Genomic DNA, 16,334 nt, shown 5'->3' with positions numbered 1-16,334 from the left:
CGTCGTGGTGTCGGACGCGGCCGAGGTCAGGAGTCGGCGCCCAGCGTCTCGGTGATGGTCCGGGAGGCCCTCGCCGCCTCCGACGCCGCGTCCTCGCCGGTGAGTACGGCCGTCATGTACTCCTTGATCGGGTTCTTGGCCTCGACCGCCGCCCACTGGGGCGTGTTGGGCGTGGCATGACCGTTCGCCGCGCCGGCCGCCATGGCCGCGGTGCCGGGGTCGTCGGCGACGGCGTCCGCCAGCGTGGTCTTGTTGGGTACGTAGCTCATGGCGACGGCGAGCTTCTTCTGCCAGGCGTCGCCCGTCAGTTCGCGGATGAAGGTGAACGCCTGCTCCTGGTGGGCGGCGACGGCCGGAACGACCAGGTCGGAACCGCCGGTGAAGACGGCGCCCGGCCGGTCGGCGGTCTTGCCGGGGACCGGGAAGAAGCCGAGCTTGCCCTTGAGTTCCGGATTCTTCTCCTCGATGACCTTGGCGCCGCCCGGCACGGCGATGATCTGGGCGACCTGCCCCTTCGCCATCACCTCGGCCTGCGGCGGCTGGGCCTCGTCGGAGTCCTTGGGGCCCTTGCCGAGTGCCTGGAGCCGCCGGTAGAAGTCCATCGCCCGCAGCGCCCCGGGGCTGTCCAGGCCGCCCTTCCACGCGCCGCCGGACTTCACGGCCAGGTCGCCGCCCTCGTCCCAGACGAAGCCGGACAGGACGTACCAGTTCTGCCCGGGCAGGTAAATGCCCTGGGTCCCGCCCCTGTTGAGCTTGCGGGTGGCGGCGATCCACTGGTCCCGGGTCTTGATCCGCGAGGCGTCGACACCGGCCTTCTCGAACAGGTCGGTGCGGTGGATGACGACCCGGTTGGCGGCGTAGTACGGGATGCCGTACTGCTTGCCGTCGTACGACCCGGGCTCGGCGAGCCCCTCCAGCCAGTCACCGCCGCCCAGCTCCGCCACCCGGTCCGTGAAGTCGGTGAGACCGCCGCTCTGCGCGTACTGGGCGACCTGGGTGTTGCCGACCTCGATGACGTCCGGGGCGTCGTTGCTGGCCAGGGCCGCGGTCACCTTCTCGCCGATGCCCTCCCACTCCTGGATCTGGATTCTCAGGTCGATGTCCGGGTGGGCCTTCTCGAACCCGGTCTCGAACTCCTTCTGGAACCGGGCCGAGACGCTGTCGCGCATGAGCCACACGTCGAGGGCGGTGCTGCCGTCGGCGCCGTCCGAAGCGGCGTCGCCGGACGAGGAACAGGCGGTGAGCCCGGCGCCGAGCACCAGCGCGGAGAGCAGGGCGAGCGAACGGTACTTCACGGTTCACCTCTGGGAGAGCGGGAAGGGACGGCGCACTCACACTTGACCAGTAAGGGGCGCTTTACTTACCAGTCGCGTTGTTGCTCGAAGGTGGCATGGACCAATGAGGGCGTCAACCCCTCACGTATGTACGGGATTTCAGCCGCACCGACGCGAGGTGTGGCTGGTTCGCAACGGTGTGGACAGGTAAGCTCGGTTGACCAGTGGACCAGTCACGGGAGTACTGCATGGAGATCGACGCCGCCGCCTCCGGTGCGGTGCTCAAGCGGGAGCGCGTCCGCGACGCCATCCTGGAACTCGTCGAGGAACGGCGCCCGGGGGATGCCATCCCCTCGGAGCGCGTCCTGTGCGCCGAACTCGGCGTCTCGCGGCCCACGTTGCGGGCCGCGGTCGACGAACTGGTGGTCGCCGGGGTGCTGGTGCGCGAGCACGGCCGGGGCACGTTCGTCGCCGCCGAGAAGATCACCCAGGAACTGGTCTCCGGCCGGCAGGCCCTCAGCCTCCCGCCGGCCGCCGGCGCCTGGACCAGCAGGCTCCTGGAGGTCCGCACCCTGCCCGCGGGTGCCCGAGTGGGCCGCAAACTGCGTATGTCGCCTGCGGCGCAGATCCACTACGTGGCGCGCCTGCGCCTGGTCGACGGATCGCCCATGGCCATCGAGTACCTGCACGTACCGGCCGATCTCGTCGCGGACCTGACCAGTGAGGAACTGGAGCAGGGCGACCTGTACGAGCACCTGGGCGCGCGGCACGACGTCCGGGTCAGCGAGGCCGTGCAGTCCATCGAGCCCACCGTGGTCACCCGTGCGGAGGCCGACCTGCTGGACGTGCCCGAACTCTCCCCGGCGCTCCTCTTCGAGCGCCTGACCACCGACACCGGGGGGCGGCCCGTCGAGTACGTGCACTCCCTCTACCGGGGCGACCGCTACCGCATCGTCTCCCGGCTCACCCTCGGCCCGCGCGACCAGGCGCCGCCACCCGGCGACGGGCACCACCCGGGCATCCCGCCGGGGGACTTCACCACCAAGGACCCCGTCACGCTCTCCACGCGCGGAGTGGTGCAGGACGGGATGTAGCGCAACCGCCTCCGACCCTCCCGGTGCGCGGAAATGCTCGGAACGGCTGCACATCGAGCACGTATTGACATGTCACGGCGGAGCCCGCAGAGTCATGCCCCGAAAGTGTTCGACAGCCCGACGTTGCCCGACAACGCCCGACCGCGCCCCGACCGTGATGCGAACGCCACGAGGAGTGTTGCCGTCATGTCCCGAACGCCCGCTGTCTCCCGCCGACTGCTCCTGGGCTCCGCGGCCGCCACCGGCGCCCTCGCGGCCGGGGTCGGGGCCGCCGCCCCCTCCGCCGCGGCGTCCGAGCAGGCGCCCCGCCGCAGGCCGGGCCAGAAGTCGATGATCGGCGTGCCCTTCGACGCCCACAGAACCGTCCGCGTCGGCATCATCGGCCTCGGCAACCGGGGCGGGGGCATGATCACCGGCTGGGCGGCCGTGCCCGGCTGCACCGTGACCGCCGTCTGCGACATCCGCCCCGACCGGGCGGAACGCGCCGCCGACCGCCTGGAGAGCAAGGGCAAGCCGCGTCCGGCCGAGTACGGCGGCTCCGCCGACTCCTACGCCCGGATGCTCCGCCGCGACGACATCGACCTCGTGTACATCGCCACGCCCTGGGAGTTCCACTACGAGCACGGCCGGGCCGCGCTGCTCAGCGGCAGGCACGCCGTCGTGGAACTCCCCATCGCGACGGAACTGCGCCAGCTGTGGGACCTCGTCGACACCTCGGAACGCACCCGCAGGCACCTGCTCCTGTCCGAGAACTGCAACTACGGCCGCAACGAGCTGGCCATGCTGAAAGCGGCGCACGACGGCCTGTTCGGCGACATCACCAACGGCCACGGCGGCTACCTGCACGACCTGCGCGAGCTCCTCTTCTCCGACACCTACTACACGGACTCCTGGCGCCGCCTGTGGCACACCCGCAGCACCGCCTCCTTCTATCCCATGCACGGTCTTGCCCCCATCGCGGCCGCCATGGACGTCAACCGCGGCGACCGCATGACCACCCTGCGCGCCACCACGACGGCCCCGAAGGGACTCGCCGACTACCGGGCCCGCTTCGTCCCGCGCGACCACCCCTCGTGGAAGGAGACCTACATCAACGGTGACCTGGTCACCTGCATGATCGAAACCGCGAAGGGCAGGACCATCCGGGCGGAGCACGACGTGAGTTCGCCCCGGCCCTACAGTCGTATCAACACCCTCGCCGGCAGCCGCGGCATCGTCGAGGACTACGCGGGACCCGCCCCGACCGGCGCCCGCATCTACGTCGAACCGGACCACAGCGGCCACAGCTGGCGCGACTTCGAGACCTACCGCAAGGAATACGACCACTGGCTGTGGCGGAAGGTCGGCGACGACGCCGCGAACAACGGCGGCCACGGCGGCATGGACTACGTGCTGCAGTGGCGCACCGTCCAGCTGATGCGCGCGGGACTGGTGCCCGACATCGACGTCTACGACTCGGCCGCCTGGTGCTCGCCCGTACCCCTCAGCGTCACGTCACTGGCCAGGGGCGGCCGCCCCGTCGAGATACCGGACTTCACCCGGGGTGCCTGGCGGGAGCGCAGGCCCGGCCTCGACTCGGAGCCCACCGACATGCCGCCGGTCGGCTGAGCACGGTACACCGGTCCGCCATGCGGGCCGGGACGCCCTACCGAGCCAGGACCTCCTCCGGGCCCATGACGACGACCGGCTCCTTGTCCGGGTCCAGAGTGGTCAGCAACGTGCGCATGTGCTCCTCGCTGAGGGACACGCAGGCGTTGGTCGGCCCGTCGTGGTCCACGTGGATCCAGACGCCGCCGCCCTTGTCCTCGCCCAGGGGGCGCGTCTTGTCCAGCGGGGTGGTGCCGGGCACCCGGTTGTAGTCGATGGCGATCACGTAGTCGAACGACCCCTCCAGGGGTTCGCCCAGATAGCCGGTGCCCGACACGGAGAACTCCGGATCCTCGTCGTAAGGGAGCAGGCTGCCCGGGTCGGGCAGCCTGCCCCCCGCGTCGCTGAGGCCGAAGACGCCGATGGGCGTGTGCAGGTCGCCCGCCTCGTGGTCGTCGGTCCAGCCGCGCAGGCCGTTGTGGGCGGGCCACGGACCGGCGACCGCCCGCCAGCCCTCGCCCGGATACCGCTCGTAGAGCACCACCCGGGCCCGGGACGAGTCCTCGGTCTCGCCCGTGACCACCACGGCCTGCCGGGTGCCGGCCGGGAGACGCTCCCGCATGGCCGGCCCGACGCCGGGCAGTGGACGGGGGAAGGAACGCGGGGGAGCGGGGCGCGGGGCCGCGGAGTTCGCGGGTGCGTGCGCGTCCTGGGAGGAGGCGCCCGCGGGCTCCCGGGCGCAGCCGGTCGCCAGCGCACCGGTGCACATGACGGCGCCGATCACCAGGGCCAGCGCTTTCCTGACGGTCATATCGATCTCCGACTCCGTGGGTGGACTCTTCATAGCTAGACCACTTCCGGAACCGGGTTGTGCGGCCGCCTCGCCGTCTCCCCCGGATGGCGCAGCGCAGACCCGCACCGCGGTGGCCGAGGGGGCCAACTCGGCAACATGGTTGCCGCTCACACCCCTTACTCACTGGTGGGGCTCGGACATGCCGTGTAGCGTCAGCAGCAGATGTCGTGGTTCGCCCAGACCGCCCGCGCCGGAGTGCGGGCGGTTTGCTGTGCAATGCCGGAGGACCAGGACGACCACCTCCGGGTTCGCGCGGTGCGGATCCGATAACGGCTGAAAGGCAAAAGGCATGGCCAGCGGAACCGTCAAGTGGTTCAACTCTGAAAAGGGCTTCGGCTTCATCGCGCAGGACGGCGGCGGCCCCGACGTCTTCGCGCACTACTCCAACATCAACGCCACGGGCTACCGCGAGCTGCAGGAAGGCCAGGCCGTCACCTTCGACATCACCCAGGGCCAGAAGGGCCCGCAGGCGGAGAACATCAACCCCGCCTGACCGGGAGACCGTCCAGCGGGGCGGGCCCCGGGAAACGCTGGTTTCCCGGGGCCCGCCCCGTGGCACACAGCCCCCGCAGTCCGCGCGCGGCCGTCAGGGAACGCGGCGGAAGAAGTCCAGCAGGGCCGCCGTCAGCTCGGCGGGCGCGTCCTCCTGGACCAGATGGCCCGCATGGGCGATCGGCTCCCACCGGGCGCCGGGGACGAGACCGGCGAGCTCGCGTCCCTTGGCCACGGGAATCCACGCGTCGTCCTCACCCCAGCAGACCAGCGTGGGGACCTCGATACCGGCGTACCGGTCCTGTACTTCGTCGGTGTACCGCTGGTCCGCCTGGGCGATCTGCCGATAGAAGGCCGGCTGACCCGTTTCGCCGAGCCAGGGCTCGACCAGCCGGTCCAGGACCGCCGGATGCAGCCCCGGACCGCCGGTGGAACCCACGTACTCGCGCACCAGCGCCCGGTGCAGCCCCTCGGGCAGCCGCCCGAAAACCTCGGCGTTCTCCCGGACCAGCCGGAAGAACGGGGACCCCCAGGGTGCCAGTGCGACCGGGTCGACCAGGGCGAGCGCCCCGTACCGGGCGCCGTGCAGCAGATGCGCCCGCAGCGCGACGGCGCCGCCGAAGTCGTGGGCGGCCACGAGGGGACGCCGCAGCCCCCAGTGTTCCAGCAGCTCCGCGAAGACGCGGCCCTGCGCAGCCAGGGACACGTCCTGCCCGTCGGCCTTCTCCGACAGTCCGTAGCCCGGCATGTCCCAGACGAACACCAGGTGGTCGCGTGCCAGCGAGCGGGCCACCGCGCGCCAGACGTACGAGGAGAAGGGCGTGCCGTGCAGCAGGACCAGCGGGCGCCCGTCCGGGGTGCCCAGCCGGTTCCAGCGGACGGTGCCCGAAGCGCTGGGGAACGACTCGGGCAACGGCCAAGCGGACATGGTGCGGCCTCCTTCCGGTACGGCTCGGTACGGCGCGGGTCAGGGCGTCACGGCTTGCGGGCGAGTCCGCCGTGCTCGCCGATGAGTTCCGGCTGGTCGGCGCCCGCCTCCGGACGCCACCGGGTCACCGGCACCACGCCGGGCTCCACCAGCTCCAGACCGTCGAAGAACGCCGTGATCTGGTCGACGGTGCGCAGGATGTACGGTGCGGCACCGCTCTCGTTGTAGGCGTCCTGGGCCCGGTCGAACTCCGGGTCGATGCCGCGCGAGCCGTCGTTGATCGAGAGATAGCTGCCGGAGGGAAGGGCGTCGACGAGCCGGGCGGCGACGGAACGTGCCTGGTCGTAGTCGGGGATGTGCCCCAGGATGTTGCTGAGGATCAACGCGATGGGCTGGTCGAAGTCCAGCGTCTCGGCGGCCGCCGCGAGGACGGTGTCCGGGTCGAGCACGTCGGAGTCGATGTACGAGGTCGCGCCCTCGGGGTCGAGTAGAGCAGCGCGCGGGCGTGGGCGAGGACCATCGGGTCGTTGTCGACGTAGACGATCCGCGCCTCGGGGGCGATGCGCTGGGCGACCTCGTGGGTGTTGTCCGCGGTCGGCAGGCCGGTCCCGATGTCGAGGAACTGCCGGATGCCCGCCTCGGCCACCAGGTGGGTGATGTTGCGGCGCAGGAACGCGCGGCTGCTGCGGGCGACGGTGACGATGCCGGGAAAGACGGCGGTGTAGGCGTCGCCGGCCTGCTCGTCGACCGGGTAGTTGTCCTTCCCGCCCAGCCAGTAGTTCCAGATCCGGGCCGAGTGCGGCACAGACGTGTCGATCTTCTGCTGTGCGGCGTTGGCGGGGGTCGAGGGGTCGCTCATGGGTGCGGTCCGTCTTTCAGCCGAGGCGTGGGTGCTTGACCACAACCTACGTCGCAATGGCCCCTTCCTGTACACCGGTTGACCCACCGGACCGGTCAGGCCGGCTCGCCCGCCACCGCGGCACCCAGGGCGTCGACGCACTCGCCGACGAGCTGCCGCAGCGTCCGCTTTCCGGGCCCGTGGATCCAGCACCCGAAGGCCACCTTGAGCACGGCGATCGCCGCCTCAGCGGTCAGCCGCGCCGTCAGGTCCGGCACGCCGCGGTCGCGCAGCGCGTCGGCGAGCGCACCGGAGAGGGACGCGAGCTTGATCAGTTCGCGTTCCCGCAGCTCCGCGTTGGCGTCGATGACGCTCTGCCGCAGACGGACCAGGTCCCCGCGCTCCTCGAAGACGCCCGCCGCGGCGTCGAGGGCGGCCACCGCCGCCTCCATCGGCGTGGCGGCGGCGGGCGCCGCCGCGACGGCGCCCGCGCAGAGCTCCTCGAGCCTGCCGGACCCGCCGAAGAGGACCTCCCGCTTGTCGGCGAAGTGCCGGAAGAAGGTCCGCTCCGTCAGTCCCGCACGCTTGGTGATCTCGGCCACCGGGGTCTGTTCGTAGCCGCGCTCCACGTACAGCTCCAGCGCCGCCTGCTCCAGGCGGCCGCGTGCGTTCGGCTCCCATCGACCCATGCCGCGAGTCTACGCGAGGGCAGCCACTGTCATGAGCGGCGATGCGCCCCCGGCGGCGGCTCACAGGACCGCGACGGCCAGGGGCCGCTCGCCCACCGGTAGCCGGGTCACCCGGCCGGTGCCGACGTCGACGACGCTCAGGCCGTCCCAGTAGCCGTCGCGGGTGAAGCCGCCCGAGACGTAGGCGGTGCGGCCGTCGGCCGAGAGGGCCACGGTCTCGTGCGGGCCGTCCAGGGGGATGACCCGTTCGTCGCCGTCGGGCGTACGAACGGTCAGGGACGGGCCGTCGTCCTCGGACGGGTCGATCGGACCGGTGCCGACCACGTAGAGCGTGCCGTCGGCACCGGCCGTGACACCGTGCTGGTGGGTGTCGGCGGTCATCTCCTCGATGCGGACGCGCCCGGTGCCGGGATCGACGACCGCCAGGCGCTCGCCCTCGAAGGGCAGCAACAGGGCACCGTCGGAGGGGCGTACGGCGGTGTAGTGCGGCTTGAGCCAGGAGCCGAGGCCGCCCTCGGTGCCGTACGGGGCGACCTCGATGCGGCGTGTCGTCCAGTCGCCGGTGTCGACGACGCTCACGTCGAAGGAGTCGTGGTTGGTGGCGTAGACGTGCCGCCCGTCGCGCGACACGTCGACGTCGAAGGGCCGGCGGCCGGCCGGAAGGACCCGCGTCACCTCCCGCCGTTCGGTGTCGACGACCTCCAGGGTGCCCTTCCCGCCGGGGACGTTGACCCCGACGTAGACGCGGCTGCCGTCGGGGGACAGGGCGATGCCCATGCCGCCGCCCCGGTACTCGCCGGTCGCAACGGGGCCCGTGTCCGTGCGGTAGGGGATGAGGGCGGTGCGCTCGCGGGTGCGGGTGTCCACCGCGGCCACACCCTCCGCGGTCGCCACCCACGCCGTGCCGTCTTCGCCCAGGGCGATCCCGTACGGTGCCGTCCCGACCCGTACCGAGCCGAGGTCGGCCGCGTCGCCCCGGCCGGCGGGGTCGACGAAGGTGACGGTGTCGGCGCCGAAGTCCGTGACCAGCAGGGCGCCTTCCGGGGTGCGCGCCGAGGCGCCGCCGGAGTCGTGCGTGCGCCCGGACGTGCCGGAGGCGGGGGCGGACACCGCGGGCGCGGTCCGGTCCTCGCCGGCGTCCGACGCGCATCCGGCCAGCGCCGCGGCGACGGCGGCCAGCGCGGCGAGACGGCTCCCGGGGGAACGCCGGTTCACCGCCGCCCGCCCTCTTCGCGAGCCCCGCCGCCGTCGCGTGACCCGGCCCGCCGCAGCAGGTCGGCGATGGCCCCGAAGCCCCTGCGCTCGGCATGGGCCCGGGCCGTGACACCGTCGCCGTCCGGCAGCGAGGGGTCGGCGCCCGCGTCGAGCAGGGCCGCCACGACGTCCAGGTGCGTACGGTCGCCGTCGCCGAGGACGACCGCCTCGAGGAGCGCCGTCCAGCCGAGCCGGTTGACGTGGTCGACGTCGATGTCCGTCTCCGCGAGCACGGCCCGGACGTACGCCACGTGGCCGCGTTCGCTCGCCGGGATGACCGAGACGCCGCCGAAGCGGTTGGTGAGCGTGACGTCCGGGCCGCCGGGCAGCAGCGCCCGCATCATCGCGACGCTGCCCGTGACCCCGGTGACCAGCCACGCGCTGTCGTCGCGCGCGTCCTGCGCGTTGACGTCCGCGCCGGCCGCGACCAGCACCTCGGCGACCGCGACCCGGTCCCCCAGGGCCGCCAGCAGGAGCGGTGTGCGGCCCTGGTCGTCGCGCAGTTCCCGGTCGGCACCGGCCCGCAACGCGGCCCGGACGGCGTCGGCGTCGCCGCGGCGGACTGCGTCCGACAGGGCGAGGTCGGCGGGGTTGGGGGGCTTTGCGGTCATGGTCGGACAGCTCCGCGGGCTCGGGGACGTGTGCCTCCAGCCTGGACCCGCCGGGCACCGGGGCGGATCGGCGCACCGGCTCCTTCGCGACTGCCGGACGGACGACGGCCCTGTCGTCCGATCGGACGACCCGCCGACCCGCCCGACGACCCGCCGAGCCACCCACCGGCCCGCCGAGCCACCCACCGGCCCGTCGACCCGCCGGCCGCCCGCGCGGACGCGCCGGTCAGCCGACCGGAAACGGGAGCCGCGCCGCCAACGCGCCCAGCGCGGCCGTCTCCGCCGCGGTCGGCGCGCGCCGACCGGTGCCGATCAGCAGCGCGTCCCGGTCGGTGAACGACGCGGGAAACGTCGCCGCGACGACCCCTTCCAGCAGCTCCCGCGAGTGCCCCAGCCCCTCCGCGGGCGGTCCCACCGCGCCCGGGACGTGTGCGATCAGGTCCAGATGGTGCAGCGTCCACTCCAGGACGTACGCCGAGAGGTAGTCGCCCGCCGCGAGCACCTGGCCCTGGGTGCCGACCCGGCCGGCGGGATCCGCGAGCGCGGCGGCGCGCCCGGCGGCGGAACCGACGTCGTCCAGGTGGAACTTGAGCAGTCCCGGCTGCTCGTAGGCGGCGGCCAGCCGGACGGTCAGCGCGTCCAGCGGGTCGTCCCCCGTCGGGGGCTCGACGACCCGCCAGTAGGTCACCGCGTCCCGGGTCGGCTCCCCGGCGGAAGGGGTGGCCAGGGTGATCAGGACGTCCTGGGCGTCGATGACCAGGTGGCACACCAGGTCACGGACGAGCCAGCCGGTGCAGCCGGACGGCCGGGAGAAGTCCTCGTCGGAGAGGCCGGCGACCGCGGCGAGCAACGCGGACCAGGAACGGGTGAAGGCATCCACGCCCGACAGCCAACACCACCGCCCGGTCCCGCGCGACCGGATTTCGCGGTGTCACCGGACGCCGCCGCGGCGACGGCACCCGCTGTGGCCGGCGCTCGCGAACGGTGCCCGCCGGCATCAGCTCTCGGGGACCTTGACCCAGTCGAGCGTGCGCTCCACCGCCGTCTTCCAGCCCGCGTACCCCTGTGCACGCTGCTCCTCGGACCACTGGGGCTCCCAGCGCCTGGACTCGCTCCAGTGGGTGCGCAGTTCGTCGGTGTCCCGCCAGAAACCGGTGGCCAGCCCCGCCGCGTAGGCGGCGCCCAGGGCGGTGGTCTCCGCGACGACGGGACGGCTGACGGGCACGCCGAGGACGTCGGCCTGGATCTGCATGCAGAGGTCGTTGGCGGTCACACCGCCGTCGACCCGCAGCACGTCCAGGTGGACCGAGGAGTCCTGCTCCATGGCCTCGACGACGTCGCGGCTCTGGTAGCAGATGGACTCCAGCGTCGCCCGGGCCAGATGCGCGTTGTCGTTGTACCGGGAGAGACCGACGATCGCGCCCCGGGCGTCGGAGCGCCAGTACGGGGCGAAGAGGCCGGAGAAGGCCGGGACGAAGTACATGCCGCCGTTGTCCTGGACGGTGCGCGCGAGTTCCTCGCTCTCGGCCGCGGTCTTGATGATCTTCATCTGGTCGCGCAGCCACTGCACGGCGGACCCGGTCACGGCGATGGAGCCCTCCAGCGCGTAGACCGGCGGGTTGTCGCCGAACTGGTAGGCCACGGTGGTCAGCAGACCGTGCTGGGAGCGGACCAGTTCGGTGCCGGTGTTGAGGACCAGGAAGTTGCCGGTGCCGTAGGTGTTCTTGGCCTCGCCGGGGGAGAAGCAGACCTGGCCGACGGTCGCCGCGTGCTGGTCGCCCAGGACCCCGGTGATGGGAACGGCGGCGCGCAGCGGCCGGGAGGTCCGGGTCGTGCCGTAGGCCTCCGGGTGCGAGGACGGGTTGATGGTGGGAAGCATGCTGCGCGGGATGCCGAAGAAGCCGAGCAGTTCGTCGTCCCAGTCGAGCGTTTCCAGGTCCATCAGCATGGTGCGGCTCGCGTTGGTCACGTCGGTGGCGTGGATGCCGCCGTCGGGGCCGCCGGTGAGGTTCCACAGGACCCAGCAGTCCGTGTTGCCGAACACCGCGTGCCCCTGTTCCGCCGCCTCACGTACGCCGTCGACGTTCTCGAGGATCCACTGGATCTTCCCGGCGGAGAAATACGTCGCGGGCGGCAGCCCGGCCTTGCGGCGGATGACGTCGCCCCGGCCCGACCGCTCCAGGTTCGCCGCGATGGCGTCGGTGCGGGTGTCCTGCCAGACGATGGCGTTGTAGTAGGGACGGCCGGTGCGCGGGTCCCAGACCACCGTGGTCTCCCGCTGGTTGGTGATGCCGATGGCCGCCAGGTCGGTCCCCGACAGACCGCCGTTGCGCAGGGCGTTCTGCATCACCGAGTTGGTGCGCTCCCAGATCTCCACCGGGTCGTGCTCCACCCACCCGGAGCGGGGGAGGATCTGCTCGTGCTCAAGCTGGTGCTTCGCGACCTCGTTGCCCCCGTGGTCGAAGATCATGAACCGGGTGCTGGTGGTTCCCTGGTCCACCGCGCCGATGAAGTCCGCCATGTTCGCTCCGCCTCTCCGGCCGGTGTAGGTCCTGGTTCGGGCACCTCCTCGGACAGACTAAGGCGGGTCCCGGCAAACCGCATATACAGGACAGGGCGGGCGCCGGGGACGCCGGTGACGGCGGCGCCGCCACCGGCGGCGGGTCAGGGCGCGATCGGCAGCCGGCGCTTGTGGTCGGTCTGCCGGTAGCGGGTGACGATCGTCTCGAAGGTCTCCTGCTTCACCGGCTTGCCCTCCAGGAAGTCGTCGATCTCGTCGTACGTGACTCCCAGGGCGTCCTCGTCGGCCTTGCCGGGGTCGAGGGTCTCCAGATCGGCCGTCGGAACCTTCCGCACCAGCTCGGCCGGGGCGCCCAGCGCCTCCGCGACGGCGCGGACGCGGCGCTTGGTGAGTCCCGTCAGCGGTACGACGTCGGCGGCGCCGTCGCCGAACTTGGTGAAGAAGCCGGAGACCGCCTCGGCCGCGTGGTCGGTGCCGACGACCAGACCGCCGTGCGCACCCGCCACTGCGTACTGCGCGATCATGCGCTGCCGGGCCTTGATGTTGCCCAGCACGAAGTCCTGGTGGTGGGCGTCGCGGAAAGCCACGTCGGCGGCGAGCAGGGCGTCGAGCGCCGCGTCGCTGGCGGGCTTGATGTCCACGGTCAGCACGTGGTCCGCCTGGATGAACGAGAGCGCGAGCTGTGCGTCGTGCTCGTCCGCCTGGACCCCGTGCGGCAGCCGCATCGCGTAGAAACGGGCTTCGTGCCCGGCGGCGCGGGCCCGCTCCACGGCGAGCTGGCACAGCCGGCCCGCGGTGGTCGAGTCGACACCGCCGCTGATGCCGAGCACGAGGGCGTGCAGACCGGCGGAGGTCAGCCGGTCGGCGAGGAAGGCCACTCGGCGCTCGATCTCCGCTTCGGCGTCGAAGGTCTCCGCGACCTCCAGCTCCCGGGCGATCTCCTTCTGCAGGGCGATGGACGCCGGCTCGCTCAATTCCGCTCCTTGTTCGACGGGCAGGGTGTTTCCCGTTTCAGCCTACCCAGAGGCGCCCCCGGCACCGGCCCGCCCACCGGATCCGGGCAACGGGCGGTGCGGGGCGGCCTTGAGCGACCGCCCCGCACGGCCGTGGGTCAGTGCAGCGGTTCGACCCGGATGTTGCGGAACCGGACCTTGTTGCCGTGGTCCTGGAGCCGGATCGCCCCGGCGGCCGGCGTCTCGGCCCGGCCCGCCGCGGTGGGGCCGTCGAGGGCGACGTCGTCGTGGACCGTCCTGCCGTTCCACACCACCGTCACCCGCGCGTCGGCGGTCTTGGCACCGTTCTCGTCGAAGCGGGCGGCACGGAAGACGACGTCGTACGTCTGCCAGGTCTCCGGGGCCGTCGCCGCGTTGGTGTCGGGTGCCTTCTTCAGATAGATCGCCCCGGCCTCGTCCGTGCCCGGGGTGGTGTCGCCGTAGGAGTCGAGGATCTGCAGTTCGTAGCGGTCCTGGAGGTAGATGCCGCTGTTGCCGCGGTCCTGTCCGGTCACGTCGTCCGGCAGCAGGGGCACGCGGAACTCCACGTGCAGCCTGAAGTCCTGGTAGGCGTCCTTGGTGCGGATGTCGCCGCAGCACACCTCCATCGACCGCTCCTCGGCCAGCGGCCAGGCGACCTTCCTTCCGTCCGTGTGCTGCCACTGCTCCTGCGAGGCGGCGGTGCCGTCGAACAGGGCGATCCCCGCGCCTTGCCGGTGCACGGTGATCAGGTCGAGGTTGACGTGGCCGGTGTCACCGGGGTCGTAGCGGTAGGAGACCGTGTTGTGGCCGGCACGCAGTCGCACGCTCTCGGTCCGCGTGGACCACGTGTCCCAGTCCCCGGTGGAGGGGAGCTGTGTCTGGCGCACCTTCTTCCCGTTGGCGTACAGGGAGAGCGACTTCGTGCCCTCGAAGGGGTTCGGGCCGTTGGAGTAGCGCAGGCCCACGTCGTAGGTGCCGGTCTTCGGGACGGTCACGTCGAAGGTCGTGGTGACCTTGCCCTCGGCGGCATAACGGTCGACGAACCCGCTGCCGGAGTAGCCGACGTGGTCGGTGTTGACGCCCGCCTTCCCGGTGAGGCGCGCCTCCTCGGCCTCGTAGAGGGTCGCGGCGGGCGGCTGCTTGCCGGGCATCTCGTTGAGCGTGTACCAGGCCTCGGTGCTCCACAGCGTCTCGCCGGAGGCCGAGGTGAAGGGGCGCGGCGAGCGCACGTGCACGACACGGTCCGGCTTGAGGCCGTCCAGCCGCAGCCGGACCGTGCGGCCGTCGTCCGAGAGCGTCGCGGACCGTACGGCCAGCTCCTCCTCGGCGATCTTCGGGCCGCCGTAGTCGCCGGTCGGCGTGTAGCGCCACTGCTGGGCCTCGTAGCGGGAGGCCAGCTCCGCGGCCGTCTCCTCGGACACCGGCTGGGTGTACGTGAGGTCGAAGCCGCCGGGCACGGCCCGCATCTTCTGGACGTCGAAGGTGTTGCCCCCGTTGGGCGTCAGCTTCTGCAGGCCGAACTTGAGCTTGCCCTCCTGCCCCCAGTTGCCGTCGGCGCCCAGGCCGCCGGTGTAGATCGCACCGTCGGGGCCCATGGAGACCCGGTTGACGCCCGCCTCCAGGCCCTGCGTGTAGCGGAAGACGGCGCCCTGGTACTGGCCCTTCACCTTCTCCAGGTAGGCGCGCTGCAGGCCGCCGTAGGTGACGTCGCCGATCAGCATCTGGCCCGCGAACCTGCCCTTGGTGAGGTACAGCGGGGTGGAGGGCGAGTTGCCGATCTCGTTCTGCGGCAGCCACAGCACCGGCTCGGTGACGGGGGAGTCCTCGAAGGGCCCGGCGGGCTCGGTGTAGTGGTTGAAGAAGCGGTCCTGCTTGATCTGGACGAGCTTCGAGGCGGGCAGCCAGCCGCCCTGGTTGTCGGTGGCGAACAGACCGCCGCCCGGCCCCCAGCCGATTCCGTTGGGCGTGCGCAGTCCGCCCGCGACCGGGCTGATCTTCCCGGTCTTCTTGTTGATCTTGTAGGTCGTCCCGCGGTTGGGCGCAGGCTGCGGGTTGGTGGTCGCGCCGCCGAGGTCGATGGCGACGGAGAGGTTCACGTAGAAGTAGCCGTCGCGGTAGAGCAGGCCGAACGCGAACTCGTGGAAGTTGCCGCCGTAGGGCCAGGTGGCGACCGTGCGGTACTCGTCGGTCACGTCGTCGCCGTCGCGGTCGACCAGCCGGGTCAGCTCGTGCTTCTGCGAGACGTAGAGCGAACCGTCGACGTACTTGATGCCCATGGGCTCGCGCAGCCCGCTCGCCACCTTCTCCACGGTCACCTTGTCGCGGCTGGTGTCACCGGTGACGTTGTCCAGGAGGTACACCTCTCCGGCAACGTTGTCGGTGCCGCCCCAGGTGCTGATCGCCAGGCGGCCGTCGGGCAGCCAGTCCATGCCGGTGACCTGCGGTTCGAAGCCTTCGGGGCGCAGGTCGGTGAGGTCGAGGTCGGGGCGCACCGAGGTGAGCGGCAGACCGTCGCCGGGGGTGTCGCGCCCGGCCTCGCACTCCTTGCGGCCCGGCGCCGTCACCCGCACGACCCCGGCGTCGGTGTTCAGCGCCTCGGTGGGTACGACGGTGAACGCGCTCTCGCCCGGCGGCATCCAGGAGAGCTGGAGCTGCTGGCCCCCGCCGCGGTCGAAGTGCTCGATGCGCAGCGGGTGCGCGCCCGCGGTGAGCTCGACCGTGCCGTCCTTGGGTTCCGCGCCGTGCAGTCCGTCGTGGTCGATCACCGTGGAGCCGTCGAGGGCCAGCCGGGAACCGTCGTCGCTGACCAGCCGGAACACATACGTGCCGTCACGAGGGGCGACCAGATAACCGGAGGCCTCGGAGACGAAGTTGTCCGCGATGCCGCCGAAGTCCGCGGTGGTGGACCAGTCGACCGTCGGCATCAGCTTGTCGTGGTTGGGGGTCTGGCCCGGTTTGAGGGTGCACAGTTCGTCGAGGGGCGTCTGGACGTCGAACACGCGCAGCGTGACGCCGGGTTCCTGCGGCGGGATGTCGGCGGAGGCCGCCGGGGAGGCCGAGGCCGCCGGGGCGGCCCAGACACCGCCGATCGAGACGGCCGACGTCAGCAGGAGGATGAGGTGTCTTCGGGCACGCGATAACAGCCGTTGGCGCATTGGTCCTCCGGAAGGTGGGGACCGGACCGTGCCGGATTTCGCTCCGGTCTTGTGCGGTGGGACG

13 protein-coding genes and 1 pseudogene are annotated in these 16,334 nt (G+C 71.9%); 3 read left to right on the top strand and 11 right to left on the bottom strand.

Annotation, left to right across the window (positions count from 1 at the left end; genetic code table 11):
- Positions 1–26: 26 nt before the first annotated feature.
- Positions 27–1,295, bottom strand: coding sequence for an extracellular solute-binding protein (locus NI25_RS01205; RefSeq protein WP_061440620.1), 1,269 nt, complete (start codon positions 1,293–1,295; stop codon positions 27–29).
- A gap of 227 nt (positions 1,296–1,522) precedes the next feature.
- Here NI25_RS01205 and NI25_RS01200 point away from each other — a divergent pair, with 227 nt between their 5' ends.
- Both NI25_RS01200 and NI25_RS01195 read left to right on the top strand, forming a co-directional pair.
- Positions 1,523–2,368: a GntR family transcriptional regulator gene (locus NI25_RS01200; RefSeq protein WP_061440619.1), complete on the top strand. Its 846-nt coding sequence runs from the start codon at positions 1,523–1,525 to the stop codon at positions 2,366–2,368.
- A 186-nt stretch (positions 2,369–2,554) separates the two neighbouring features.
- Positions 2,555–3,976, top strand: coding sequence for a Gfo/Idh/MocA family protein (locus NI25_RS01195; RefSeq protein ID WP_061440618.1), 1,422 nt, complete (start codon positions 2,555–2,557; stop codon positions 3,974–3,976).
- 37 nt (positions 3,977–4,013) lie between these two features.
- Here NI25_RS01195 and NI25_RS01190 read toward each other — a convergent pair whose 3' ends face one another.
- Complete coding sequence (locus tag NI25_RS01190) at positions 4,014–4,766, bottom strand: hypothetical protein (RefSeq protein ID WP_061440617.1); 753 nt, start codon at positions 4,764–4,766, stop codon at positions 4,014–4,016.
- Between the two features lie 331 nt (positions 4,767–5,097).
- Here NI25_RS01190 and NI25_RS01185 point away from each other — a divergent pair, with 331 nt between their 5' ends.
- Positions 5,098–5,301, top strand: coding sequence for a cold-shock protein (locus NI25_RS01185; protein WP_061440616.1), 204 nt, complete (start codon positions 5,098–5,100; stop codon positions 5,299–5,301).
- Positions 5,302–5,394: 93 nt separating this feature from the next.
- Here the strand turns inward: NI25_RS01185 and NI25_RS01180 are convergent, their stop codons facing one another.
- From NI25_RS01180 to NI25_RS01140, 9 genes and pseudogenes are all read right to left on the bottom strand, one after another.
- Positions 5,395–6,228 (bottom strand): alpha/beta fold hydrolase, encoded by an 834-nt coding sequence (locus NI25_RS01180; RefSeq protein ID WP_061440615.1) that lies wholly within the window; start codon positions 6,226–6,228, stop codon positions 5,395–5,397.
- A 47-nt stretch (positions 6,229–6,275) separates the two neighbouring features.
- Positions 6,276–7,087: pseudogene (locus NI25_RS01175) on the bottom strand (SAM-dependent methyltransferase).
- Between the two features lie 95 nt (positions 7,088–7,182).
- The gene (locus tag NI25_RS01170) at positions 7,183–7,755 is read right to left on the bottom strand and encodes a TetR/AcrR family transcriptional regulator (RefSeq protein ID WP_061440614.1); all 573 of its coding nucleotides are present in this window, start codon (positions 7,753–7,755) and stop codon (positions 7,183–7,185) included.
- Positions 7,756–7,815: 60 nt separating this feature from the next.
- On the bottom strand, positions 7,816–8,970 hold the full coding sequence (locus tag NI25_RS01165) for a YncE family protein (protein WP_061440613.1): 1,155 nt from the start codon (positions 8,968–8,970) through the stop codon (positions 7,816–7,818).
- Positions 8,967–9,620: an ankyrin repeat domain-containing protein gene (locus NI25_RS01160; protein WP_061440612.1), complete on the bottom strand. Its 654-nt coding sequence runs from the start codon at positions 9,618–9,620 to the stop codon at positions 8,967–8,969. The genes NI25_RS01165 and NI25_RS01160 overlap by 4 nt, the downstream gene beginning before the upstream one ends.
- 226 nt (positions 9,621–9,846) lie before the next feature.
- Positions 9,847–10,500, bottom strand: coding sequence for a maleylpyruvate isomerase N-terminal domain-containing protein (locus tag NI25_RS01155; RefSeq protein WP_061440611.1), 654 nt, complete (start codon positions 10,498–10,500; stop codon positions 9,847–9,849).
- Positions 10,501–10,617: 117 nt separating this feature from the next.
- Positions 10,618–12,141, bottom strand: a complete 1,524-nt coding sequence (gene glpK / locus NI25_RS01150) for a glycerol kinase GlpK (protein WP_061440610.1) — start codon at positions 12,139–12,141, stop codon at positions 10,618–10,620.
- 143 nt (positions 12,142–12,284) lie between these two features.
- Entirely contained in the window at positions 12,285–13,115 is an 831-nt protein-coding gene (gene nadE / locus NI25_RS01145) for an ammonia-dependent NAD(+) synthetase (RefSeq protein WP_061440609.1), read from the bottom strand.
- A 137-nt stretch (positions 13,116–13,252) separates the two neighbouring features.
- Positions 13,253–16,270, bottom strand: coding sequence for a family 16 glycoside hydrolase (locus tag NI25_RS01140; protein ID WP_061440608.1), 3,018 nt, complete (start codon positions 16,268–16,270; stop codon positions 13,253–13,255).
- Between the last annotated feature and the right edge of the window lie 64 nt (positions 16,271–16,334).

The organism is Streptomyces sp. CCM_MD2014, assembly GCF_000772045.1.
Taxonomy (GTDB): Bacteria; Actinomycetota; Actinomycetes; order Streptomycetales; family Streptomycetaceae; genus Streptomyces; species Streptomyces salinarius.
Note: the sequence above shows the minus strand (reverse complement) of the source record. Positions and strands in the feature narration are given on the sequence as shown.